The organism is Streptomyces wedmorensis (assembly GCF_000716445.1).
GTDB lineage: Bacteria > Actinomycetota > Actinomycetes > Streptomycetales > Streptomycetaceae > Streptomyces > Streptomyces wedmorensis.
Genome location: NZ_JNWK01000012.1, coordinates 86,206 through 109,253, shown reverse-complemented (window position 1 = coordinate 109,253; position 23,048 = coordinate 86,206). Strand labels below are relative to the sequence as shown.

Here is a 23,048-nt window from a genome sequence, read left to right as displayed (position 1 = left end):
GGCAAGCCAGGAACCGAGTCGACGGCCGGAAGACGAACACAGGGTGTGATCTTCTTCGCGGCCGAACCGACTCAAAAGCCACAATCAACCCTGGAATCGGTACTCCTCGAGCAGCCGACGACCAATGATCATTTTCTGGATCTCGGCGGTACCTTCACCGATGAGCAGCATCGGCGCCTCCCGGTAGAGGCGCTCGATCTCGTACTCCTTCGAGAACCCGTAACCACCGTGGATGCGGAAGGCGTCCTCGACGACCTCCTTGCAGTATTCGGAGGCGAGGTACTTCGCCATCCCTGCTTCCAGGTCGTTTCGTTCCCCGGAGTCCTTTTTGCGTGCTGCATTCACCATCATGGCATGAGCGGCCTCGACCTTGGTAGCCATCTCGGCCAGCTTGAACTGAATCGCCTGGTGCTGGGCGATCGCCTTGCCGAAAGTGTGACGTTGCTGGGCATAAGAGACACCCAGTTCGAAAGCACGCTGAGCGACGCCGCAGCCACGGGCCGCCACGTTCACGCGGCCGACCTCCACGCCGTCCATCATTTGGTAAAACCCTCGGCCGGTGACCCCGCCGAGTACCCGATTGGCCGGAATGCGCAGTCCGTCCATGATGAGTTCGGTCGTGTCGACGCCCTTGTAACCCATCTTGTCGATCTTCCCGGGGATGGTGAGGCCGGGGCGGACCTCTCCGAAGCCGGGCTCCTTCTCGACGAGGAAGGTCGTCATCGACTTGTGGGGGGCGGTGCCCTCCGGGTGTCCTTCGTCACTTCGGACGAGAACGGCCACCAGCGTTGACGTTCCGCCGTTCGTCAGCCACATCTTCTGGCCGTTGAGGACGTACTCGTCGCCGTCCTTGACCGCCTTGGACGTGATGGCCGACACGTCCGAGCCGAGGCCCGGCTCGGACATCGAGAACGCGCCGCGGGTCTCGCCGGCCGCCATCCGCGGAAGGAAGTACTCCTTCTGCTCCTGGGTGCCGTGCTGCTTCAGCATGTACGCCACGATGAAGTGGGTGTTGATGATGCCGGAGACCGACATCCAGCCGCGGGCGATCTCCTCCACGCACAGCGCGTAGGTGAGCAGTGACTCGCCCAGGCCCCCGTACTCCTCGGGGATCATCAGACCGAAGACGCCGAGCTCCTTGAGCCCGTCGACGATCTGCTGGGGGTACTCGTCGCGGTGCTCGAGCTCCGTCGCGACCGGGATGATCTCCTTGTCGACGAAGTCCCGGACAGTGGCGAGGATCTCCTGCTGGACATCGGTCAGACCGTGGGTCTGGGCGAGTCGCGCCATGACTACTTCTCCTGCTGCTTGAGTTCCGGGCGGCCGGGCTGCTCGCCGCCGCGTGCGTCGATGTACTCGGCGGTCGGGACCATCACCTTGCGGCGGAAGACGCACACGAGGGTGCCGTCCTGCTTGTAGCCCTTGGTCTCGACGTAGACGATGCCGCGGTCGGTCTTCGACTTCGACGGGGTCTTGTCGAGGACCGTGGTCTCGCCGTAGATCGTGTCGCCGTGGAAGGTCGGCGCCACGTGCCGCAGCGACTCGATCTCCAGGTTGGCGATGGCCTTGCCGGAGACGTCCGGCACGGACATGCCGAGCAGCAGCGAGTAGATGTAGTTGCCGACGACGACGTTCTGCTTGAAGTCGGTCGTGTTCTCGGCGTAATTCACATCCATGTGCAGCGGATGGTGGTTCATGGTGAGCAGACAGAAGAGGTGGTCGTCGTACTCGGTGACCGTCTTTCCGGGCCAGTGCTTGTAGACGGCACCGACTTCGAACTCTTCGTAGGTACGGCCGAACTGCATCGGACTCAGGCCTCCGGGATCTCGAACTTGCTGGTGCGCTGCATGCCGGCGGCGCGGCCCTTGCCGGAGATGACCAGGGCCATCTTGCGGGAGGCCTCGTCGATCATCTCGTCGCCGAGCATCGCGGAGCCCTTCTTCCCGCCGGCCTCGGACGTGTAGTAGTCGTACGCGTCGAGGATGAGCTCGGCGTGGTCGTAGTCCTCCTGCGACGGCGAGAAGATCTCGTTCGCGGCGGCGACCTGGTCCGGGTGCAGCACCCACTTGCCGTCGAAGCCCAGGGCGGCGGCGCGCTGCGCGACGGCCTTGTAGCCCTCCTGGTTGCGGATCTGCAGGTAGGGGCCGTCGATCGCCTGGAGGTTGTTGGCGCGGGCGGCCATCAGGATGCTCATCAGGATGTGGTGGTACGCGTCCGCCGGGTAGCCGGGCGGCTGCTCGCCGACGACCAGCGACTTCATGTTGATGGAGGCCATGAAGTCGGCCGGGCCGAAGATGATCGTCTCGACGCGCTGGGAGGCCTGCGCGATCGCGTTGACGTTGGTGAGGCCCTGGGCGTTCTCGATCTGCGCCTCGATGCCGATCTTGCCGACCTCGAAGCCCATGGTCTTCTCGATCTGCGTCAGCAGGAGGTCGAGGGCGACGATCTGCTGGGCGTCCTGGACCTTCGGCAGCATGATGCAGTCGAGGTTCTGGCCGGCGCCCTCGACGACGGTGACGACGTCGCGGTACGTCCAGTGGGTCGTCCAGTCGTTGACGCGGACCACGCGGGTCTTGCCGGTCCAGTCGCCCTCGTTCAGGAACTTCACGATGGTGTGCCGGGCCTCGGGCTTGGCCAGCGGGGCGCACGCGTCCTCCAGGTCGAGGAAGACCTGGTCGGCCGCGAGGCCCTGGGCCTTCTCCAGGAAGCGCGGGTTGGAGCCGGGGACCGCCAGGCAGGAGCGACGGGGGCGGAGCCGGTTCACGGGGCTGGTCATGCGAGGACCTCCGTACTTTCGAGGGGGCTGAGCTTGTGAGCTGTGCGGATCTCGTCGACGATACGGCCGATGATCTCCGTGATACCGAAGTCCTTCGGTGTGAAGACGGCGGCGACACCCGCACGCTTCAGTTCTGCGGCGTCGGCGTTCGGGATGATTCCGCCGACGATGACCGGAATGTCGGTCGCTCCGGCCTCGCGGAGGCGGTCGAGGACGTCGGGCACGAGCTCGGCGTGTGAGCCGGAGAGGATCGACAGGCCCACGCAGTGCACGTCCTCGGCGAGCGCCGCGTCGACGATCTGCTCGGGGGTCAGCCGGATGCCCTGGTAGACCACCTCGAAACCGGCGTCACGCGCGCGTACGGCGATCTGCTCGGCACCGTTGGAGTGGCCGTCGAGGCCGGGCTTCCCGACGAGCAGCCGCAGCCGCCCGGAGTTCAGCTCCTCGGCGGTCCGGGTCACCTTGTCCCGCACGACGGCCATCGGCGTGCCCGCCTCGGCGGTCACCGCGACCGGGGCGGAGGAGACGCCGGTGGGCGCCCGGAACTCGCCGAAGACCTCGCGCAGGGCCCCGGTCCACTCGCCGGTCGTGACGCCCGCGCGGGCGCACTCCAGGGTGGCCTCCATGAGGTTGCCGGTGCCGCGAGCGGCCTCCTTGAGGCGTTCGAGGGCCTTGCAGGGGCGCGGGTGGTTGAACGGGGGCTGGTAGCGGTTGTCCCGCCACGACTTCAGCGAGCCGACCACCCGGGCCTCGACGGCCGGGTCGACGGTCATGATCGCGGTGTCCAGGTCGGCGGTGAGGGGGTTCTCCTCGGTCGACTGGAAGACGTTCACACCGACGATCTTCTCGTCGCCGGCCTCGATCCGGGCGCGCCGCTCGGCGTGCGAGGAGACCAGCTGCGACTTGAGGTAGCCGGACTCGACGGCCGCCATCGCGCCGCCCATCTCCTGGATCCGCTCGATCTCGGCCAGGCACTCCTCGACGAGCGAGTCGACCTTGGCCTCGATGACGTGGGAGCCGGCGAAGATGTCCTCGTACTCCAGCAGGTCGGACTCGTGGGCGAGCACCTGCTGGATGCGGAGGGACCACTGCTGGTCCCACGGCCGGGGGAGGCCGAGGGCCTCGTTCCAGGCCGGGAGCTGGACGGCGCGGGCGCGGGCGTCCTTGGAGAGGGTGACGGCCAGCATCTCCAGGACGATCCGCTGGACGTTGTTCTCCGGCTGGGCCTCGGTGAGGCCGAGCGAGTTGACCTGCACGCCGTAGCGGAACCGGCGCTGCTTCGCGTCCTCGATGCCGTACCGCTCGCGGGTGATCTTGTCCCAGATGCGGCCGAAGGCGCGCATCTTGCACATCTCCTCGATGAAGCGGACGCCCGCGTTCACGAAGAAGGAGATGCGGGCCACGACATCGCCGAACCGGTCCTGGGGGATCTGGCCCGAGTCGCGGACCGAGTCGAGCACCGCGATCGCCGTGGACATCGCGTACGCGATCTCCTGGACCGGCGTGGCCCCCGCCTCCTGCAGGTGGTAGCTGCAGATGTTGATCGGGTTCCACTTCGGGATGTTGTTGACCGTGTAGCAGATCATGTCCGTCGTCAGCCGGAGCGACGGGCCGGGCGGGAAGACGTGCGTCCCGCGCGACAGGTACTCCTTGACGATGTCGTTCTGGGTGGTGCCCTGGAGCTTGGTGATGTCCGCACCCTGCTCCTCGGCGGCCACCTGGTAGAGCGCCAGCAGCCACATCGCCGTGGCGTTGATGGTCATCGAGGTGTTCATCTGCTCCAGGGGGATGTCCTGGAACAGCCTGCGCATGTCACCGAGGTGCGAGACGGGGACCCCGACCCGGCCGACCTCGCCGCGGGCGAGGATGTGGTCGGGGTCGTATCCGGTCTGCGTCGGCAGGTCGAAGGCGACCGAGAGGCCGGTCTGACCCTTGGCGAGATTGCGCCGGTACAGCTCGTTGGACGCCTCGGCGGTGGAGTGACCGGCGTAGGTCCGCATGAGCCACGGCCGGTCCTTCTGGCGCTCAGTCATCTATGGTCCCGGGCTCAGATGTTGCGGAAACGGTTGATGGCGTCGATGTGCTGGGCGCGCTTCTCGGTGTCGCGCACGCCCAGGCCCTCCTGCGGGGCGAGGGCGAGCACGCCGACCTTGCCCTGGTGGAGGTTGCGGTGGACGTCGTAGGCGGCCTGGCCGGTGTCCTCCAGGGAGTAGACCTTGGAGAGCGTCGGGTGGATCTTGCCCTTCGCGATCAGGCGGTTGGCCTCCCACGCCTCGCGGTAGTTGGCGAAGTGCGAGCCGACGATCCGCTTCAGCGACATCCACAGGTAGCGGTTGTCGTACTGGTGCATGTAGCCCGAGGTCGAGGCGCAGGTGGTGATGGTGCCGCCCTTGCGGGTGACGTACACCGACGCGCCGAAGGTCTCGCGGCCCGGGTGCTCGAAGACGATGTCGATGTCCTCGCCGCCGGTCAGCTCGCGGATCTTGGAGCCGAACCGCTTCCACTCGCGCGGGTCCTGCTCGTTCTCGTTCTTCCAGAACTTGTAGCCCTCGGCGTTGCGGTCGATGACCGCGTCCGCGCCCATGGACCGGCAGATCTCGGCCTTCTCCGGGGAGGAGACGACGCAGATCGGGTTGGCGCCGCCGGCGAGGGCGAACTGGGTGGCGTACGAGCCGAGGCCGCCGCTGGCGCCCCAGATGAGGACGTTGTCGCCCTGCTTCATGCCGGCGCCGTTGCGGGAGACCAGCTGGCGGTAGGCGGTGGAGTTGACGAGGCCGGGGGAGGCCGCCTCCTCCCAGCTCAGGTGGTCCGGCTTCGGCATGAGCTGGTTGGACTTGACGAGGGCGATCTCCGCCAGGCCGCCGAAGTTGGTCTCGAAGCCCCAGATGCGCTGCTCGGGGTCGAGCATCGTGTCGTTGTGGCCGTCGGAGGACTCCAGCTCGACCGAGAGGCAGTGCGCGACGACCTCGTCGCCGGGCTGCCAGGCGTTGACGCCCGGGCCGGTGCGCAGGACGACGCCCGCGAGGTCAGAGCCGATGATGTGGTACGGCAGGTCGTGGCGCTTGGTGAGCTCGGAGAGCCGTCCGTAGCGCTCCAGGAAGCCGAAGGTCGAGACCGGCTCGAAGATCGAGGTCCAGACCGAGTTGTAGTTCACCGAGCTCGCCATGACGGCGACCAGGGCCTCGCCCGGGCCGAGCTCGGGGAGCGCGACCTCGTCCAGGTGGAGCGACTTGCGCGGGTCCTTGTCGCGGCTGGCGACCCCGGCGAACATGTCCGCCTCGTCCTTGTGGACGGTGATCGCCCGGTAGGAGTCGGGGAGCGGGATGTTCGCGAAGTCGGCGGACGTGGCGTCCTGCGACTGGATCGCGGCCAGGATTTCCTTCACGGGTTGCCTCCGGCGGTGAGCGTCCTGAGGGAGGGACGCCTGAGGGTTACGACGGGCAGTGCTGCTGCTGTGGAGGTGTGCCGTCGGTTCGGCTCGGTGGTGCGATGGCGGCGCTGTGTGGTGGAGCGCGGGGTGCCTGTGACGCAGGCGTCCGGGCGCACCGGCCGTGGCTGGTGGGGACAGCCGGCGCACGAGGTGTGATCTCTGCGCGCCGGCCGCCCGGACAACATCAACGTATGGCACGCCGTGTCACCTGACAAGGCACTGCGTGCCAACAATTTCACTCAGATGCAATCTGCCCATCACGGATGAGCGATGATCGATCGAAACCGCCCTTGAGCTGGGCGAACGCACGAGGGCCGCCCCCGGAAACCGGGGGCGGCCCTCGTCGTGGAAGGGTGCTCAGGCCTCTCTGAGGGCCTGCTGGATGGTGCGCATGACCTCGTCGAGCGGTGCGTCCGTACGGGCCACGGCGACGACCACGTCGCCGGTGGTGGCGACCCGCGCCGGGGGCGCCGGCTCGGGCTGCGGGGACGGGGCCGGGCGGCCCGCGCCTATGCCCGAGCCGAAGGTCTCCCGGACGATGGCGAAGGCGTGGTCGAGCTGCGCCTCCACGTCGCCCTGGCCGCCCGCCCGCAGCCAGCGCCGCAGCACGTGGTTGTGGGCCGTGACGACCGCCGAGGCGGCGACCTCGGCCAGCAGCGGGTCGTCGTTGCCGTCGTGGTGGTCGCGCTCGTCGAAGTGCCCGAGCAGATACCGGGTGAACAGCCGCTCGTAGCGGGCCACCGAGGCGATCTCCCGCTCCCGCAGCGTCGGCACCTCACGGGTGAGCCGGTAGCGCTCCACCGAGACCGAGGGCGACCCCGCGTACATCTTCATGACTTCCTTGATGCCCCGGCACACCGTGTCGAGCGGGTGCTCGTGCGGCGGGGCGGCGTTCAGGACCGCCTCCGCCCGCACCAGGGTGTCGTCGTGATCGGGGAAGATCGCCTCTTCCTTGGAGCGGAAGTGGCGGAAGAAGGTCCGCCGCGCGACCCCGGCCGTGGCCGCGATCTCGTCGACCGTGGTGGCCTCGTACCCCTTGGTGGCGAAGAGCTCCATCGCCGCCGTGGCGAGCTCCCGGCGCATCTTGAGCCGCTGGGCGGCTGCACGAGTGCCCGCCGCGCTCTCCGGAGCGTCGGACGGGGACGTGGCACGGGGTGTCTTCGCGGCCTTGGGCATGGTCCGAACGTACTGCATCGGAGTGGGAGTGTGCCCAGGTGGGGGCGGGGAGCCCCCCGGGGCGCCGACGGCGCCCGGGGAACTCAGCAGACCGCCCCAGCCGGCCGTACGGGGCTCAGCGTCGGGCATATTCGCGGAAGCCGCGACCCGTCTTGCGGCCCAGGCAGCCCGCCGCCACGAGGTGCTCCAGGAGCGGCGCCGGGGCCAGGCCCGGGTCGCGGAACTCGCGGTGCAGCACCTGCTCGATCGCGAGCGAGACGTCCAGACCGACCACGTCGAGCAGCTCGAACGGGCCCATCGGGTAGCCGCCGCCCAGCTTCATCGCGGCGTCGATGTCGTCCAGGGTCGCGTAGTGGTCCTGGACCATCTTGATCGCGTTGTTCAGGTACGGGAAGAGCAGCGCGTTCACGATGAAACCGGCGCGGTCGCCGCAGTCCACGGGGTGCTTGCGGATCTTCGCGGTGACCTCGCGGACGGTGGCGTGGACGTCGTCGGCGGTCAGGACCGTACGGACGATCTCGACCAGCTTCATCGCCGGAGCCGGGTTGAAGAAGTGCATCCCGATGACGTCCTGCGGGCGCGTGGTGGCGCGGGCACAGGCCACGACGGGCAGCGAGGAGGTCGTGGTGGCGAGCACCGCGCCCGGCTTGCAGATCTTGTCGAGCCGCGCGAACAGCTCCTGCTTGATCTCCAGGTCCTCGGCGACCGCCTCGACGGCCAGGTCGACCTCGGCGAAGGCGTCGAGCGAGCCCGCGGCGGTGATCAGCGCCAGCGTGGTGTCGCGCGCCTCGCCCGTCATCCGGCCCTTGTCGACGGAGCGGGCCAGGGACTTCGCGATCCGGGCCTTGGCGGTGTCCGCCTTCTCCTGGGAGCGCGCGGCGAGGACGACCTGGTAACCGGCCTTGGCGAAGACCTCGGCGATGCCGGAGGCCATCGTGCCCGAGCCGGCGACGCCGACCGAGCGGACCTCGCGGCCCGCTCCGGCCTCGGCGGAGGCCGACGGGGTGAGTGCGTCGTCCACCACCTGCGCGGAGCCCGGCGCCTCGTACGTGTAGAAGCCGCGGCCCGCCTTCCGACCGGTCAGACCGGCCTCGCTGAGCTGCTTGAGGATCGGGGCGGGGGCGTGCAGGCGGTCGTGCGAGGAGGCGTACATGGCCTCCAGGACCGTGCGGGCCGTGTCGACGCCGATCAGGTCGAGGAGCGCCAGCGGCCCCATCGGCAGGCCGCAGCCCAGCTTCATCGCCGCGTCGATGTCCTCGCGGGAGGCGTACTTGGCCTCGTACATGGCGGCGGCCTGGTTCAGGTAGCCGAAGAGCAGGCCGTCCGCGATGAAGCCGGCCCGGTCGCCGACCGCCACCGGCTCCTTGCCGAGGTCCTGGGCGAGCCGGGTGACGGCGTCGACCGCCTTCGGGTCGGTCAGGACGGAGGACACCACCTCGACCAGCTTCATGGCCTGGACCGGGGCGAAGAAGTGCAGGCCCAGGACACGCTCGGGGTGGGCCGAGTCGGCGGCGAGCCGGGTCACGGAGAGGGCGTTGGTGCCGGTGGCGAGGATCGCGTCCGGGCGGACGATCGCGTCGAGGGCGCGGAAGACCTCCTGCTTGGCCTCGTACGACTCCGGCACGACCTCGATCACGAGGTCGGCCTCGGCGGCCGCCTGGAGGTCGGAGAAGGTACGGAAGCGGGCCAGCACGTCCTGCCGCTCCTCCTCGGTGATCCGCTCGCGGGCCACCGCGCGGGCGGTGGACGCCTCCAGGGCGGCGACGGCCCGCGCGGCGGCGACGTCGCTGATGTCGATGCCGATGACCTCACGGCCGGCCCGGGCGAGGACGTCTGCGATACCCGCGCCCATGGTGCCGAGACCGACGACGGCGATGGTGGAGAGAGGGGTGTCCATCAGGGGACTCCAGAGAGGAAGAGTGACGACTGAGGGCAGTTGCGCGCGCGAAAGGGCGCGGGAAAAAGGTGAGGGCGATGCCACGGAAAGAGGGCGCTGCCCGGTATTGAGGGCGATGCCCTGGGAAAGGGGGCCGACGGACTCTGTCCCGAGTCACATCGAAACTGCCGAACCGACGAACGACACAACGGCTGCGTCACCAGGCCGTTGTGGGAAGTGCGGGTGGTGGCCCGCTCACCTGAGACTAACCGGCCGGTAACGAGCACGCCAGTCCCGGGAAGTTGAGGAAAATGTGATCTGGATCGCGGATAGGCTCGGATTCATGGAATACGCCGAGGATCCGGAATTCTGCTCGATGATCGATCGATTGCGCGACGAGATCGAGAATGACACCGGAGAGGTCCCCGAGACATTCCGTCGCCTCGCGGCCACCGCCGACCCCGAGGAACTGCACCGGGTCCTCACAGCACCCGGGCAGCCGCTCTGGGCCCGCGAGATCGCCGCGTACGCCCTCGGTGTCGCCGGTGACCCGCGAGCCTTCGAGGCCCTCGTCCTCCTCCTCAACCACCGCGACCCCGAGCGCTGCGTCACCGCGGCCCACGCCCTGACCCGGCTCGGCGACCCGCGCACCGCCCGCGCCGCCGCCGCGCTCGCCACCAACGAACTCCGGGCCGCCTACGCCCTCCTGCCGGTACGGCTGCTCGCCGCGCTCCGCGCCCCCGAGTCCGTACCGGCCCTGATCACCGTCCTCGAACGGCGACTTCCCGCGGACGACCCCCACTGGCGGGTCGGACTCGCCTGTGTCGAGGGCCTGGGCGCCCTCGGCGACCCCGTGGCCCGTCCCGCTCTGGAGGCCGCCCTCCCGCACCCCAGGCTCGGCGCCGCCGCCGCACGCTCACTGCACCTGCTCGGCCCCGCCGGCTGACCGGCGGCCCGGACACAGGAGAGCCGGCGCCAGGGTCCCGGCCGACGCGAGGACTGCGGGGAACGCGGCCAGCGCGAAGCACAGGGCCAGCGGCAACCGTCCCACCAGGAGGCCCGCACCCGCCGTCGCCGCCGTACTGCCCGCGTTGAACGCGGTGTTGACCCAGGCACCGGCCCGGGTGCGCCGACCGGGACCGGCGGACTCGTCCGCCAGCAGGTACGCGCTCGTGAGCGCCGGAGCCAGGAACAGACCGCCGAGCGCCACCCAGCCGACCAGCGCGTACGGATGCGGGGAGAGCCCCGCCACCGCCAGCACCCCGCCGAGACCGAGCGTGAGCAGGGAGAGGCGCACGGCGGTGGGCAGCCGCCAGGACACGGCGCCGTGGACCAGGCCGCCCACCGCGCTGCCCGCGGACAGCGCCGCCAGCACCCAGGGCACCGCCCCCGGCAGCCCGTGCGCGTCCGCGAACGCGATCACGAGCAGGTCCAGGGCGCCCAGGCACATGCCCATCGCCGCGGCGACGGCCGCCGCCCGGGCCGGTCCGCCACCGGGCGCACCCACCGGGCCGGTCCCCGCATCCGGAGCCTCGCGCTCCCGCTCCTTCGGCGCGCCCCGCACGACCGGCGAGGTGACCAGCGCGAGCGTGCCCGTCAGGACCAGCGCGGCGCTCACCGCGAGCCCGGCCGGCGCCGCCGCGAACCGCAGGAGCAGCCCGACCAGCAACGGGCCCGTGACGAAGAGGAGTTCCTCCGCCACCGTGTCCAGGCTGTACGCGCGCCGCAGCAGCTCCCGGTCGGGCAGCATCGCGCTCCACAGCGCCCGTGTCACCGGTCCGAGCGGCGGGACCACCGCGCCCGCGGCAGCGGCCAGGACCGCGAGCCCAACGGTCGAGGTCACGCGCCCGGCCGTCGCGACCGCCAGCGCGGTGAGCAGCAGGGCGTGCGCGGCGGCCAGCGGCGGCAGGGCCCGGCGGGGCCCGAACCGGTCGACGAGACCGGCGCGCGCGGGCGACAGCAGCACACCGGTCAGCCCGAACACGGCCATGACCGTGCCGGCCGCGGCGTACGAGCCGGTGCCGCCCTTGACCGAGAGGACCAGGGACAGCGGGGCGATGCCGTTGGGGAGCCGGCCCACGAGGGCGGCCCCGAAGGTGCGGGAGGCGTGCGGGGTGCGCAGCAACGCGGCATAGCCGGGCGCGCGGGAACGGGCAGGGGAGGTCACGGACATGACGGAGGTTCCTCGGGGAGGGCGCCGGGCGGTGCCCGCGGCGCCTGGGTGTGCGGGGTCGCGAAGGACCGCGCCGGTGCCCGGGGGCACGGACGTCGGCCGGGCGACTCCTACGCACAGAAGAGGAACATGCGCGTCAACGTATCAAGCGGAGCTCCGTCCCGGTGTCACCGGGACGCCGTCCCGGCACGCTCCGGTACGAGCGCGAACGCCTCGATCTCCACGAGCAGCTCCGGCCGGACGAGCGCCGACACCTGCACCGCCGAGCTCGCCGGCAGCGGCGCGCCCGCGAAGTGGGCGTCCCTGGCGTCCCGCACCGCGGGGAGATGGGCGACGTCCGTGACGAAGTAGGTCAGCTTCACCACGTCCCCGAAGCCCGCGCCGGCGGCGGCGAGGCACCGCTCCAGGTTCGCGAAGACCTGGTGGGCCTGGGCCGCCGCGTCGCCCTCCCCGACGACCGCCCCGGAGGCGTCGAGGGCGCACTGCCCGGATATCGCGACGAACCGGCCCGTGCCCCAGACGACGTGGCTGTACTGGGGGCTGGGCGCGAGGCCGTCGGGAGCGGGGACGTGGGTGAGGTGGCTCGTCATGTCGCACATCCTCGCCCACGGCACTGACAGTGCCCGCCACCCCGTGGGGTGCGGGCACTGCCGGCCGGTGCGGCGGGGTCAGCGCACGTGGCCGAGGAGCCCGTGCAGGGCTACGCCGATCGGCTCCGCGAGCGGGATGCCGGCCCGCCCGGCGCGCTTCTCCGGTGCCTTTTCCCCGGAGGTCTGCTCGTCCGCGGCCTTCTTGCCCTGGGCCTTCTTCCCCGCGGCGGTCAGCGGCTCGGGCTCCGGCTCCGGAAGCGCCTCGCAGACGGCGTCCACCTCGGCGTCGCCCTCGGCGCGCGGGACCTTGCCGGTGGCGAGGTAGGCGGTCAGGTGGTCGTCGAGGCAGTCGTTGCCGCCGAGGGTCACCCCGTGGTTCCCGCCGCCCTGCTCGACGACCAGGCTGGAGCCGCGGACGAGCCGGTGCAGGGCGACCCCGCCCTCGTACGGGGTCGCCGCGTCGTCGGTGGCCTGGAGGATGAGGACCGGCGGCAGCCGGTCGTTGGTCACGTCCGGCGGGGTCAGGGACTCGACCGGCCAGAACGCGCACGGCGCGTTGTACCAGGCGTTGTTCCAGGTGGAGAACGGCGCCTTCGCGTGCACGTCCCAGCTGTCCTTGCGCCAGACGTTCCAGTCGCGGGGCCATGCCGCGTCCCGGCACTGCACGCTCGTGTAGACCGAGTAGCCGTTGTCCGCGGCCGCGTCGGCCTCCCCGTACCGTTCGTACGCCTCCTTCAGCGGCGCCGGGTCGGCGTCGTTGACGTACGCCGAGAACGCGTTCGCCAGGCGGGGCCAGTAGCCGTTGTAGTACCCGCCGGGCAGGAAGGTGTCCTCCAGCTCGCCCGGCCCGACCTTCCCGCCGGCCGGGGCGGCCCGCAGCGCGTCGCGCATCCGGTACCAGGCGGCCTCGACCGCGGCCGGGTCGGTGCCCAGCCTGTAGACGGCGTCCTGGCGGGCCACCCAGGCCATGAAGTCCTTGTGGCGGGTGTCGAAGGCGTAGTCCTGGGAGATGTTGTCCTCGTACCAGACGCCGTGCGGGTTGACGACGGAGTCCAGTGCCATGCGGCGCACCCGGTCAGGGTGGAGCCGGGCGTACACCGCGCCCAGGTAGGTGCCGTACGAGTAGCCGAGGTAGTTGATCTGCGGGGCCCCGAGCGCGACGCGGATGGCGTCGAGGTCCCGTGCGGTGCTCACCGTGTCGATGTACGGCAGGACGTCGGCGTACTTCTTGCCGCAGGCCTCGGCGAAGGACCGGGCCCGGTCGACCGCCGCCCGCTCGGCCTCGGCCCCGGTCGGCACCGAGTCGGCGCGCACCGGCGCGAAGTGGCCGGGCTTGCAGTCGAGCGCGGGCTCGCTCTTGCCGACCCCGCGCGGGTCGAAGCCGATCACGTCGTACTCGGCGGCCACCTTCGGGGGCAGTGAGGCCGCCACGTACCCGGCCATCGCGCGCCCGCTGCCGCCGGGCCCGCCCGGGTTGACGAGCAGCGGGCCCTGGAACGTACCCGCGGTGTGCGGGACCCGCGTGAGGGCGAGCGTGATGCTCCGCCCGGCCGGGTCGTCGTGGTTGAGCGGCACCTTCAGGGTGGCGCACTGGAGCTTCGGGTACGCCTCGGTGGCGCAGCCGGTCCAGGCGAGCGGCGGCAGCGGACGGGGGGCCGGTTCTCCGGCACCCGCGGGAGCGGCGGGCAGGACGGTGACCGTCCCGGCGACCAGCGCTCCAGCGGCGATCAGCATTCCTGCGCGTGGGGTCATGGGGCCTTTGTGTCCCGTGCGGGCCGCGGCAGGACCTGTTTCGGCCAGAGTTGACCCGAACAGAGGAGGATCCGACGGCGTGTCAGGTGACCGGTCCGATGATCGGGCCGGACGTCCGAGCCGGTTCTCCGAATGTGGATTCAGAGGAAGGTGAGCTGCTCCGGGGTGGCCGCCCCGGCCGGTCCCTCGGGGAGGGGAACCCGGCGCGACGCACCCCGGTGGGCGGGCCCGATGCCGAACTCGGCGGCCAGTTCGTGCACCTGACGGGTGATCCGCCGCTGGTACCAGGTCGGCGCGTAGGCCCCGGACGCGTACATCCGTTCGTACCGCCCCACCAGGCCGGGGTGGTGCTCGCGCAGCCATCGCATGAACCACTCGCGGGCGCCCGGCCGCAGGTGCAGGACGAGCGGGGTGACCGAGCTCGCCCCGGCCTCGGCGATCGCGCGCACCGTCTCGCGCAGCTGCTCGGGCCGGTCGCCGAGGAACGGCACCACCGGAGCCATCAGCACCCCGCAGTCGATGCCGTGCTCACCGAGGACGCGGACGACGTCCAGGCGGCGCTGCGGTGAGGGCGTGCCCGGTTCGACGGTCCGCCACAGCTCCTCGTCGGTGAAGCCGACGGAGACGGAGATGCCGACCTCGGTGACCCGGGCGGCCTGGGTGAGGAGCTCCAGGTCGCGCAGGATCAGGGTGCCCTTGGTGAGGATCGAGAACGGGTTGGCCCGGTCCCGCAGCGCGGCGAGGATGCCCGGCATGAGGTGGTAGCGGCCCTCGGCGCGCTGGTAGCAGTCCACGTTGGTGCCCATGGCGATGTGCGCTCCCTGCCAGCGGGCGGAGGCGAGCTGGCGGGCGAGCAGCTCCGGGGCGTTGACCTTGACGACGATCTGGGAGTCGAAGCCGAGTCCGGTGTCGAGGTCGAGATAACCGTGGGACTTGCGGGCGAAGCAGTACACGCACGCGTGCGTGCAGCCCCGGTACGGGTTGACCGTCCACTCGAACGGCATCCGGGAGGCGCCGGGCACCCGGTTGAGGATCGAGCGGGCCCGCACCTCGTGGAAGGTGATGCCGCGGAACTCGGGGGTGTCGAAGGTGCGGGTGGTGACCGCGTCCGTACCGAACAGGGCGATGTCGGCGGGTGCCGTCGCGCCGCCCGGGGTGTCGCCCAGATGGTCCCAGCGCATGGACGCCTCCTCGGTTGCCGTTCTCGACCGTGCGCCCAGAATAGAACACCTGTTCCCTTGATTGTCGCAACCCGGATTTCGCCCGCCGGACCCCACGTGGTTCGCTTGGCCCACACCCCGAGGAACCACAAGCTGGAGGAAGTCAATGGCGCAGGTCGAGGCCACCACGGAACGGATCATCGCCGCGGACGCGGAGACGGTGTTCGACGCGCTGGCCGACTACAGCGGTACGCGCGCGAAGGTGCTCCCCGAGCACTTCAGCGAGTACGAGGTCCGCGAGGGCGGCGACGGCGAGGGCACCCTCGTCCACTGGAAGCTCCAGGCCACCAGCAAGCGCGTCCGCGACTGCCTCCTGGAGGTCACCGAGCCCACCGACGGACAGCTCGTCGAGAAGGACCGCAACTCGTCCATGGTCACCACCTGGACCGTGACCCCCGCCGGCGAGGGCAAGTCCCGCGCCGTCGTCACCACCGTCTGGAACGGCGCCGGAGGCATCGGCGGCTTCTTCGAGAAGACCTTCGCGCCCAAGGGCCTCGGCCGGATCTACGACGCCGTCCTCGCCAAGCTGGCGGACGAGGTCGAGAAGTAACGCCCTGAGCGTTCACCGATTCGAGTGGATCGCCCGCGCCCCCGTACCGGAGCCCCCGCGCACCGAGGGGGCGCGGGCCTCCTCGTAAACGCGCTGATGAGCGAGCCAAGTGCGCCGTAGCGCAGGGATGTTCGCCCCCCGGGGCGCCACCGGCCTCCCCTACCGCCCGACTTGCTCCCCCTTCGCCTGCAATGCGAAGAATGGCGCGGCGCAGACGCCGTGACGAGGGGAGCAGGTACGTGGGTGCGATCACCACCGCGGAGTACGTCGACAGCGCGGCGGAGGACGCGGAACCGCCCGCCGCGGACGGTCCGCCCGCCGACCTCGCGCCCCCGCCCGACCCCGGCCCGGCCGACTTCGACCCCCGGCGCGTCCGGCTCGTGTTCTGCGGCCTCATGCTCGCGCTGCTCCTCGCCGCGCTGGAGCAGATGATCGTCGCCACCGCCCTGCCGAAGATCGTCGGCGAACTCCAGGGCCTGGACCGGATGTCCTGGGCGATCACCGCCTACCTGCTGACCTCCACCATCGGCCTGCCCGTCTACGGAAAGCTGGGCGACCTCCTCGGCCGCAAGGGCGTCTTCCTCTTCGCCATCGTCGTCTTCGTCATCGGCTCGGGCCTCGCAGGCTGGTCACGGTCCATGGACGAGCTCATCGCCTTCCGGGCGATCCAGGGCGCCGGCGCCGGCGGACTCATGATCGGCGTCCAGGCGATCATCGCCGACATCGTCCCCGCCCGGGAGCGCGGCCGGTACATGGGCCTCATCGGCGCCGCCTTCGGCCTCGCCTCCGTCGCCGGCCCCCTCCTCGGCGGCTTCTTCACCGACCACCTCTCCTGGCGCTGGTGCTTCTACTTCAACGTGCCCTTCGGGCTCGTCACCCTCGCCGTCGTCGCCGTCGTCCTCGAACTGCCCAAGCCCGCGGCACGCGCGCGCTTCGACGTCCTCGGGGCCCTGCTCCTCGCCGCCGCCTCCACCTGCCTGGTCCTGCTGACCAGCTGGGGCGGCACCGAGTACGCCTGGGACTCCCGGGTCGTCCTCGCCCTGGCCTGCGGAGCCGCCGGAACCACCCTCCTCTTCCTGGTCGTCGAGCACTTCGCGCCCGAACCCCTCATCCCGCTCCGGCTGTTCCGCGACTCCGTCTTCACCGTCACCGCCCTCGTCGGCGCGGTCGTCGGCATCGCGCTCTTCGGCGCCGCCAGCTACCTGCCGAGCTTCCTGCAGATGGTCGAGGGCGCCACCGCCACCGAGTCCGGCCTCCTCATGCTGCCCCTGATGGGCGGCATCGTCGTCGCCTCCGTCGTCTCCGGCCGGCTGATCAGCCGCACCGGCCGCTACAAGGCCTATCCGGTGGCCGGCGGCGCCGTCTCCGTCCTCGGCATGTGGCTGCTCTCGCGCATGGACGCCGACACCCCGCGCCTCCAGCACAGCCTGTGGCAGGCCGTCCTCGGCACCGGCATCGGCCTCGTCATGCCGGTCCTCGTGCTCGCCGTGCAGAACTCCGTACGACCCTCCGACCTCGGCACCGCCACCAGCGCCCACAACTACTTCCGGCAGATCGGCGGCAGCGTCGGCGCCGCGGTCTTCGGCACCCTCTTCGCCTCCCGGTTCGACGACGCACTCGGCGACCGGCTCGCGGGCGTCCTCGCACAGGGCGGCCCCGGGTCACCGCCACCCGTCGAGTCGATCACCCCCCAGGGCGTCCACACCCTGCCGCCGGCACTCCGCGACGCGTACGTCCAGGCGTACGCGGACGCGATGCCGCGGATCTTCCTCTACCTCGTGCCGGTCCTCGTGCTCGGCCTCGTCCTCGCCTTCTTCCTCAAGGAGAAACCGCTGGTGTCCCACCACAGCCCGCTCACCGAGGCCACCGACGCCCCGCTCGCCGACGGCTTCGGCGGGGTCCAGGCGGTGCCGCACGCCCGCCACGCCGCCCCCGCGCCCGCCGCCGCCCCGCCGCACTCCGGAGTGCCCGTCTGCGGCGCCGTCCAGCACCACGACGGCAGCCGGGTGCCCCGGGCCGCCCTCACCCTCATCGACGTCCAGGGGCGGCAGGTCGGCCGCGGCGCCAGCGGGGAGGACGGGCGGTACGCGCTCAGCGTCCCCGGCGGCGGCGCGTACGTCCTCATCGCGGCGGCCGGCGGACACCAGCCGCAGGCCGTGTCCGTCACCGTCGGCGACCGGCCGGTCGAACTCGACGTCGTCCTCGGCGGCGCCGGGCGGCTCGCGGGCAACGTCGTCACCGCCGACGGCACCCCGGTGCGGGACGCCGCCGTCACCCTCACCGACGTACGCGGCGAGGTCGTCGCCTCCACCCGCAGCGGACGCGAGGGCGGGTACGTCATCGGCGAGCTCGTCGCGGGCGAGTACACGCTCGCCGCCAGCGCCCCCGCCTTCCGCCCCGCCGCGCTTCCCGTGAGCGTCCAGGCCTCCCGCGAGACCCGCCAGGACATCGAGCTGGCCGGCGGCGCGGTGCTGCGCGGCACGGTACGGGCCGGCGGCGGGCGTCCCGTCGAGGACGCCCGGGTCACCCTGCTCGACGCGGCCGGGAACGTCGTCGACACCCTCACCACCGGCGCCGACGGCACGTTCCGCTTCGTGGACCTGTCCTCCGGCGAGTACACGGTCATCGCCGCCGGTTACCCGCCCGTCGCCACGGTCCTCCAGATGGCCGGCGGCGGCCGCACCGAGCGCGACCTCCAGCTCGGCCACCAGGACTGACCGACACCCTCAGGAGGTGGTCGTCGCCTTGCGCAGCGCGCTGATGCAGGTGCCGATCGCCTCCTGGAGGGCTTCGAGGCGCTGGAGCATGTCCGCCTCGTAGATGTCCTCCTCCATCACCTCGTCGAGCGTCAGCTCCTCGAAGACCTTCGTCGCCTTCTGCAGGCTGTTGTAGAACTTCGTCCGGCGCTCCTGGACGCGCAGCGCGGGGTTCTCCTCGACCGCCTTGGCGACCAGGCCCTTCACGGCGTCGTAGGCCTCGCCGGCCCACTCGCCCGCCTCCTCCGAGTCGTCGAGCTCGTCGAGGAGCGACAGGTGCCGCTCGGCCTCGGCGCGCAGCTCGGCCGGCGCCTCGACGGTCTGCCCGGCGGGGGTCCTGATCTGCCCGTTCTCGACGATCTGGCGCACGTACCCGATGCGGTCGGCCGCCTTCGCCTCGCTCGCCACCGCCTTCTTCAGGTCGTCGGTACGGGCGATGGCGCGGGCCATCTCGGTCTGGAGGGCGGGGTCCTCCTTCATCCGGTCCAGCAGCGCGCCGCGCGCGGCCTCGGCCGTGCCCGGGTCGGCGAGGATCGCGGCCCGCAGCGCCGTCGGGTTCTCCGCGACCTCCAGGGCCTTCGTCGGTCGGATGCCCTCCGCCTCGGCCGCGGCGGTGATCGCCTGGCCGCGCACCGAGGACGCGCTGTTGCGGGACGTGTAGTACGACAGCCAGACGTCCGCGTCGGGCAGCTCGATGTCCGCGCCCGGGACCAGGACCTCGAACTGCGGGACCAGGCCGTCGTCGGCCGCCATGTCCCAGGCCTTGTAGTAGCGCATGACCCGCTCGGGCGAGCACCCCGCGAGCCGGGCGAAAGCCTTCGCCGAGACCTTCGTCCGTGCCGCCCCCTCCTCGGCGGCCTGGCCGCCGGGTCGCACGCTCCGGGCCACCTTCAGGGCGAACGCCCAGCCGCCGGTCCGTGCGTAGACCCCGAAGTCATGGGCGTCACGGACGACGACGGGGTCGTGCTCCTCGTCGGCGCGGCCGTCCTCGTCGTCCTCCTCGTCCGCGTCGTCCTCCTCGCCCGCGGCGCCGTCGGCGTCCGGTGCGATCCGCGGCCCGGGGGCCGACGGCTCCCAGAACTCCGGCTCCTCCGCCATGACGGGCACGACGGACTCGACGGACTCGACGGGCTCGGAACCGATCGGCTCGGAACCGATCGGCTCGGAAACGACGATCCCGGAGCCCAGGGGCTCGGATCCGACGGGCACGGACTCGACGGGCGCGGTTTCGGACGGGGTGAAGGCGATGGTCACCGAGAGCTCTCCGGAAGGTCGGGTGCGACAACTGACCCAGCCTATACGCACCCGTTGGCGACGTTTCGGCCCTATTGGGACCCTCGGTAAACCGCCGGCGTGGCCCACGCCACGAGACCAGGACGCCCCCATGACTCACGGAATCGAGCTCCACCGCGCGCGTTGAGCGCCTCCCGCGAGCGCCCGACGCTCGTCCCCTCGCTGTACGCGTACGCCAAGGGCCTGCGCGACGCCGCACCCGAAGCGCCCCTGCCCCGCCGCGGCCTTCCCCTGCCCGGGCACGCCCGGCCACCGCGCGTGCCCTACGACGGCCCCGAACCACCCGAGGCCATCGCCGCCGTCACCGACCTCCTCCGTCCTTTCCTGGCCGTCCGGCCGCCGCCGGGCCGTCACGGCCGCGCTCCTGGCCGTCGTCGGGGAGCCCGGCAGCCCGCCCGACCGGGAAGGGCGCCGGCGTGCCGACTGGGTCCGCCGTACGGCACGGGAGCTCCGCACGGCCGTGCTCGTGGCGACCTCGGCGGAGCCCCGGCTGCGGATCGAGGTCGCCGTCGCCGACCCCGGCGATCCGGACGTCGTCGAGACCCGGTTCCTCGTGGACGGGCGTCCGCTCGTCCCGTCGGTCTTCGGCCGGGGACCTGGCGGGGCGCCGGAGGCGCTCCTCGCCGGCGGAGCGCTGCGGGCCGGGCCCGAACCGAAGGAGGTGCGCCTCGCGGAGGCGTGCTGCACCGAAGACTGCTGCGGCGCCCTGTACGTCACCGTGCGGCGCGAGGGCGCGCACGTCGTCTGGGACGGCCGGCGGCGGCCCGGCATGCCGCCCGGGGCTGCCGCCGACGCCCCGCGCGTACCGTTTCGACGCCGACGCGTACGACGCCGAGATCGCCCGCGCCGAACAGGATCTGAGCTGGACCTGGCCGGCCCGCGAGACGGCCTGGCTGATCGGCGCGGGGCTGCGCGAGCGTCCGGAGCCGCTCGCCCGATGGGGACTGCGTCGGGGGTGGATCTCCACCGACTTCCAGGTGCAGGACACCACCGTGGTCGGCCTCCACGGACCGCCCCCGAGCGCCGGCGGCACAGCCGGCACGGAGCAGCCCGCACCCCCGTACCTCTGGTGCCTCCCGGACGACGGCACTCCGCCCGAGGAGCAGGCCGCGCGGGCCCTGCGCCGACTGGCCGACAGCGACCCCCGGGGGTATCCGGAACTGCGCGGCTGAGCCGTACCGCCGTCCCGGTGAGCGTCATTGGTCCACTCCAACGGAGGTTATCCACAGGGGTGGTAGGGCCGCCGGGCGGCGCGTACGGTGCCAGGCATGAAGATCCTCATCAGCGCCGACATGGAGGGCGCGACGGGCGTGACCTGGCCCGCCGACGTGCTGCCCGGCACGCCCCAGTGGGAGCGGTGCCGCGCGATGTTCACCTCCGACGTGAACGCCGCCGTGCTCGGCTTCTTCGACGGCGGCGCCGACGAGGTCCTGATCAACGAGGCGCACTGGTCCATGCGGAACCTGCTCCTGGAGCGCCTCGACGAACGGGCCGAGATGCTCACCGGCCGGCACAAGTCCCTCTCGATGGTCGAGGGCGTGCAGCACGGGGACGTCGACGGCATCGCCTTCGTCGGCTACCACACGGGTGCCGGCACCGAAGGAGTCCTCGCCCACACCTACCTCGCGAACTCCATCACCGGCGTCTGGCTCAACGGGGAGCGGGCCAGTGAGGGCCTGCTCAACGCCCATGTCGTCGCCGAGTACGGCGTCCCGGTCGTCCTCGTCACCGGGGACGACCTGACCTGCGAGGACGCCCTCGGATACGCGCCCGAGGCCCCCAAGGTCGCGGTGAAGGACCACGTCTCGCGGTACGCGGCGGTGTGCCGCGCCCCGGCCAGGACCGCCGCCGACATCCGCGAGGCGGCCAAGGCCGCGACCGCCCTCGCCGTCCGGCACGAACCGGTCCGCGGCGGACCCTTCACCGTGGAGCTGGAGTTCGACGCCGAGCACCTGGGCGCCGCCGCCACGGTGGTTCCCGGCGTGGCGCGGAGCGGCGAGCGGCGCGTCGCCTACACCAGCGGGACGATGTACGAGGCAATCCGTACGTTCAAGGCGGTCACGACCATCGTCTCGGCCGCGGTGGAGGAGCAGTATGGCTGAGGAGGTCCGCGGACCGGACACGGCGGCGCTCGACGAGGTGGTCACCTTCACCTCCGAGCTCATCCGCATCGACACCACCAACCGCGGCGGAGGCGACTGCCGGGAGCGGCCCGCCGCCGAGTACGTCGCCGAGCGGCTCGCCGCAGCCGGCATCGAGCCCACGCTCCTGGAGCGCACCCCCGGCCGCACCAACGTCGTGGCCCGCATCCCCGGCACCGACCCCTCGGCCGAGGCGCTCCTCGTCCACGGCCATCTGGACGTGGTCCCCGCCGACCCCGCCGAATGGTCCGTGCACCCCTTCTCCGGCGAGGTCCGCGACGGCCTCGTGTGGGGGCGGGGCGCCGTCGACATGAAGAACATGGACGCGATGGTCCTGGCCGTCGTCCGCTCCTGGGCCCGCCAGGGCGTCCGGCCCCGCCGCGACATCGTCCTCGCCTACACCGCCGACGAGGAGGCGAGCGCCGAGGACGGCTCCGGCTTCCTCGCCGACCGGCACGCCGGACTCTTCGAGGGCTGCACGGAGGGCATCAGCGAGTCCGGGGCGTTCAGCTTCCACCCCACGCCCGGCACCACCCTCTACCCGATCGCGGCGGGGGAGCGGGGCACCGCCTGGCTCAAGCTGACCGCCCACGGCCGGGCCGGCCACGGCTCCAAGGTGAACACGGCGAACGCCGTCACCCGCCTCGCCGCCGCCGTCGCCCGCATCGGCGCCCACACCTGGCCGGTCCGCCTCACCGCGACCGTCCGCGCCGCGCTCACCGAACTCGCCGCGCTGCACGGCATCGAGATCGACACCACGGCGCCCGACCTCGACGTCGACCTGCTCCTCGACAAGCTCGGACCCGCCGCCGCGGTCGTCGAGTCGACCGTCCGCAGCAGCGCCAACCCGACGATGCTGGACGCCGGTTACAAGGTCAACGTCATCCCGGGACAGGCGGTCGCGTACGTCGACGGGCGGATGCTGCCGGGCGCGGAGGAGGAGTTCGCCGCGACCATGGACCGGCTCACCGGACCGGACGTGACCTGGGAGTTCCACCACCGCGAAGTGCCTCTGGAGGCCCCGGTCGACTCGCCGACCTTCGCCAAGCTCCGGGCCGCCGTCGAGCGCTTCGACCCGACAGGACACGTCGTGCCGTACACGATGTCCGGCGGCACCGACGCCAAGCAGTTCTCCCGGCTCGGCATCACCGGGTACGGCTTCTCGCCGCTCCGGCTGCCCCCGGACCTCGACTACGGCGCGCTTTTCCACGGCGTCGACGAACGCGTGCCGGTGGACGCCCTCCACTTCGGCACCCGCGTGCTCGACCACTATCTGAAGTCCGCGTAGGACAAGAGGGGACGGACCTGTGACAGG

18 protein-coding genes are annotated in these 23,048 nt (G+C 71.6%); 6 read left to right on the top strand and 12 right to left on the bottom strand.

The features are described from left to right. Positions 1 to 84: 84 nt before the first annotated feature. The 7 genes from OO54_RS12800 to OO54_RS12770 all read right to left on the bottom strand — a co-directional run bounded on the left by OO54_RS12800 (position 85) and on the right by OO54_RS12770 (position 9,279). Complete coding sequence (locus tag OO54_RS12800) at positions 85 to 1,290, bottom strand: acyl-CoA dehydrogenase family protein (RefSeq protein WP_017236794.1); 1,206 nt, start codon at positions 1,288 to 1,290, stop codon at positions 85 to 87. 2 nt (positions 1,291 to 1,292) lie between these two features. After that, positions 1,293 to 1,805 carry a MaoC family dehydratase gene (locus OO54_RS12795; RefSeq protein WP_017236793.1) on the bottom strand — a complete coding sequence of 171 codons (513 nt, stop codon included), beginning with the start codon at positions 1,803 to 1,805 and terminating at the stop codon, positions 1,293 to 1,295. A 5-nt stretch (positions 1,806 to 1,810) separates the two neighbouring features. Further along, entirely contained in the window at positions 1,811 to 2,776 is a 966-nt protein-coding gene (locus OO54_RS12790) for an HpcH/HpaI aldolase/citrate lyase family protein (protein ID WP_015037486.1), read from the bottom strand. Then, positions 2,773 to 4,809, bottom strand: coding sequence for a protein meaA (locus OO54_RS12785; protein WP_017236792.1), 2,037 nt, complete (start codon positions 4,807 to 4,809; stop codon positions 2,773 to 2,775). Before OO54_RS12785 ends, OO54_RS12790 begins: the two co-directional genes overlap by 4 nt. A gap of 14 nt (positions 4,810 to 4,823) precedes the next feature. Next, a complete protein-coding gene (gene ccrA / locus OO54_RS12780; protein ID WP_026057766.1) occupies positions 4,824 to 6,161 on the bottom strand; it encodes a crotonyl-CoA carboxylase/reductase in 1,338 nt (445 codons plus the stop codon). Between the two features lie 402 nt (positions 6,162 to 6,563). Continuing rightward, complete coding sequence (locus OO54_RS12775) at positions 6,564 to 7,382, bottom strand: TetR family transcriptional regulator (protein WP_017236791.1); 819 nt, start codon at positions 7,380 to 7,382, stop codon at positions 6,564 to 6,566. A 115-nt stretch (positions 7,383 to 7,497) separates the two neighbouring features. Continuing rightward, positions 7,498 to 9,279, bottom strand: a complete 1,782-nt coding sequence (locus OO54_RS12770) for a 3-hydroxyacyl-CoA dehydrogenase family protein (protein ID WP_017236790.1) — start codon at positions 9,277 to 9,279, stop codon at positions 7,498 to 7,500. Between the two features lie 322 nt (positions 9,280 to 9,601). Here OO54_RS12770 and OO54_RS12765 point away from each other — a divergent pair, with 322 nt between their 5' ends. After that, a complete protein-coding gene (locus OO54_RS12765) occupies positions 9,602 to 10,204 on the top strand; it encodes a HEAT repeat domain-containing protein (protein WP_033202963.1) in 603 nt (200 codons plus the stop codon). Here OO54_RS12765 and OO54_RS12760 read toward each other — a convergent pair. From OO54_RS12760 to OO54_RS12745, 4 genes are all read right to left on the bottom strand, one after another. Continuing rightward, entirely contained in the window at positions 10,175 to 11,431 is a 1,257-nt protein-coding gene (locus OO54_RS12760) for an MFS transporter (RefSeq protein WP_033202962.1), read from the bottom strand. The two genes, OO54_RS12765 and OO54_RS12760, sit on opposite strands and share 30 nt — an antisense overlap. A gap of 167 nt (positions 11,432 to 11,598) precedes the next feature. Beyond that, complete coding sequence (locus OO54_RS12755) at positions 11,599 to 12,021, bottom strand: RidA family protein (RefSeq protein WP_033202961.1); 423 nt, start codon at positions 12,019 to 12,021, stop codon at positions 11,599 to 11,601. Positions 12,022 to 12,099: 78 nt separating this feature from the next. Further along, a complete protein-coding gene (locus OO54_RS12750) occupies positions 12,100 to 13,773 on the bottom strand; it encodes an alpha/beta hydrolase (protein WP_033202960.1) in 1,674 nt (557 codons plus the stop codon). Positions 13,774 to 13,913: 140 nt separating this feature from the next. Then, the gene (locus OO54_RS12745; protein ID WP_033202959.1) at positions 13,914 to 14,954 is read right to left on the bottom strand and encodes an Rv2578c family radical SAM protein; all 1,041 of its coding nucleotides are present in this window, start codon (positions 14,952 to 14,954) and stop codon (positions 13,914 to 13,916) included. Between the two features lie 145 nt (positions 14,955 to 15,099). Here OO54_RS12745 and OO54_RS12740 point away from each other — a divergent pair, with 145 nt between their 5' ends. Both OO54_RS12740 and OO54_RS12735 read left to right on the top strand, forming a co-directional pair. After that, on the top strand, positions 15,100 to 15,543 hold the full coding sequence (locus tag OO54_RS12740; protein ID WP_017236784.1) for an SRPBCC family protein: 444 nt from the start codon (positions 15,100 to 15,102) through the stop codon (positions 15,541 to 15,543). Between the two features lie 239 nt (positions 15,544 to 15,782). Next, positions 15,783 to 18,260 carry an MFS transporter gene (locus OO54_RS12735; protein ID WP_234439488.1) on the top strand — a complete coding sequence of 826 codons (2,478 nt, stop codon included), beginning with the start codon at positions 15,783 to 15,785 and terminating at the stop codon, positions 18,258 to 18,260. Between the two features lie 9 nt (positions 18,261 to 18,269). On the opposite strand, the gene OO54_RS12730 is transcribed toward OO54_RS12735, so the two are convergent. Next, positions 18,270 to 19,553, bottom strand: coding sequence for a hypothetical protein (locus tag OO54_RS12730; protein ID WP_106970009.1), 1,284 nt, complete (start codon positions 19,551 to 19,553; stop codon positions 18,270 to 18,272). 1,016 nt (positions 19,554 to 20,569) lie between these two features. Here OO54_RS12730 and OO54_RS42380 point away from each other — a divergent pair. The 3 genes from OO54_RS42380 (at position 20,570) to OO54_RS12710 (ending at position 23,021) form a co-directional block, all read left to right on the top strand. After that, positions 20,570 to 20,764, top strand: coding sequence for a hypothetical protein (locus OO54_RS42380; protein WP_157856466.1), 195 nt, complete (start codon positions 20,570 to 20,572; stop codon positions 20,762 to 20,764). Between the two features lie 96 nt (positions 20,765 to 20,860). Then, on the top strand, positions 20,861 to 21,694 hold the full coding sequence (locus OO54_RS12715) for a M55 family metallopeptidase (RefSeq protein WP_033202957.1): 834 nt from the start codon (positions 20,861 to 20,863) through the stop codon (positions 21,692 to 21,694). Beyond that, entirely contained in the window at positions 21,687 to 23,021 is a 1,335-nt protein-coding gene (locus tag OO54_RS12710) for a M20/M25/M40 family metallo-hydrolase (protein ID WP_033202956.1), read from the top strand. Before OO54_RS12715 ends, OO54_RS12710 begins: the two co-directional genes overlap by 8 nt. Positions 23,022 to 23,048: the final 27 nt, after the last annotated feature.

Bases quoted from the DNA above. Each gene is read 5' to 3' on its own strand.
- OO54_RS12800 (WP_017236794.1), bottom strand. From the start codon at position 1,290: ATGGCGCGACTCGCCCAGACCCACGGTCTGACCGATGTCCAGCAGGAG.
- OO54_RS12795 (WP_017236793.1), bottom strand. From the start codon at position 1,805: ATGCAGTTCGGCCGTACCTACGAAGAGTTCGAAGTCGGTGCCGTCTAC.
- OO54_RS12790 (WP_015037486.1), bottom strand. From the start codon at position 2,776: ATGACCAGCCCCGTGAACCGGCTCCGCCCCCGTCGCTCCTGCCTGGCG.
- OO54_RS12785 (WP_017236792.1), bottom strand. From the start codon at position 4,809: ATGACTGAGCGCCAGAAGGACCGGCCGTGGCTCATGCGGACCTACGCC.
- OO54_RS12775 (WP_017236791.1), bottom strand. From the start codon at position 7,382: ATGCCCAAGGCCGCGAAGACACCCCGTGCCACGTCCCCGTCCGACGCT.
- OO54_RS12770 (WP_017236790.1), bottom strand. From the start codon at position 9,279: ATGGACACCCCTCTCTCCACCATCGCCGTCGTCGGTCTCGGCACCATG.
- OO54_RS12765 (WP_033202963.1), top strand. From the start codon at position 9,602: ATGGAATACGCCGAGGATCCGGAATTCTGCTCGATGATCGATCGATTG.
- OO54_RS12760 (WP_033202962.1), bottom strand. From the start codon at position 11,431: ATGTCCGTGACCTCCCCTGCCCGTTCCCGCGCGCCCGGCTATGCCGCG.
- OO54_RS12755 (WP_033202961.1), bottom strand. From the start codon at position 12,021: ATGACGAGCCACCTCACCCACGTCCCCGCTCCCGACGGCCTCGCGCCC.
- OO54_RS12750 (WP_033202960.1), bottom strand. From the start codon at position 13,773: ATGACCCCACGCGCAGGAATGCTGATCGCCGCTGGAGCGCTGGTCGCC.
- OO54_RS12745 (WP_033202959.1), bottom strand. From the start codon at position 14,954: ATGCGCTGGGACCATCTGGGCGACACCCCGGGCGGCGCGACGGCACCC.
- OO54_RS12740 (WP_017236784.1), top strand. From the start codon at position 15,100: ATGGCGCAGGTCGAGGCCACCACGGAACGGATCATCGCCGCGGACGCG.
- OO54_RS12715 (WP_033202957.1), top strand. From the start codon at position 20,861: ATGAAGATCCTCATCAGCGCCGACATGGAGGGCGCGACGGGCGTGACC.
- OO54_RS12710 (WP_033202956.1), top strand. From the start codon at position 21,687: ATGGCTGAGGAGGTCCGCGGACCGGACACGGCGGCGCTCGACGAGGTG.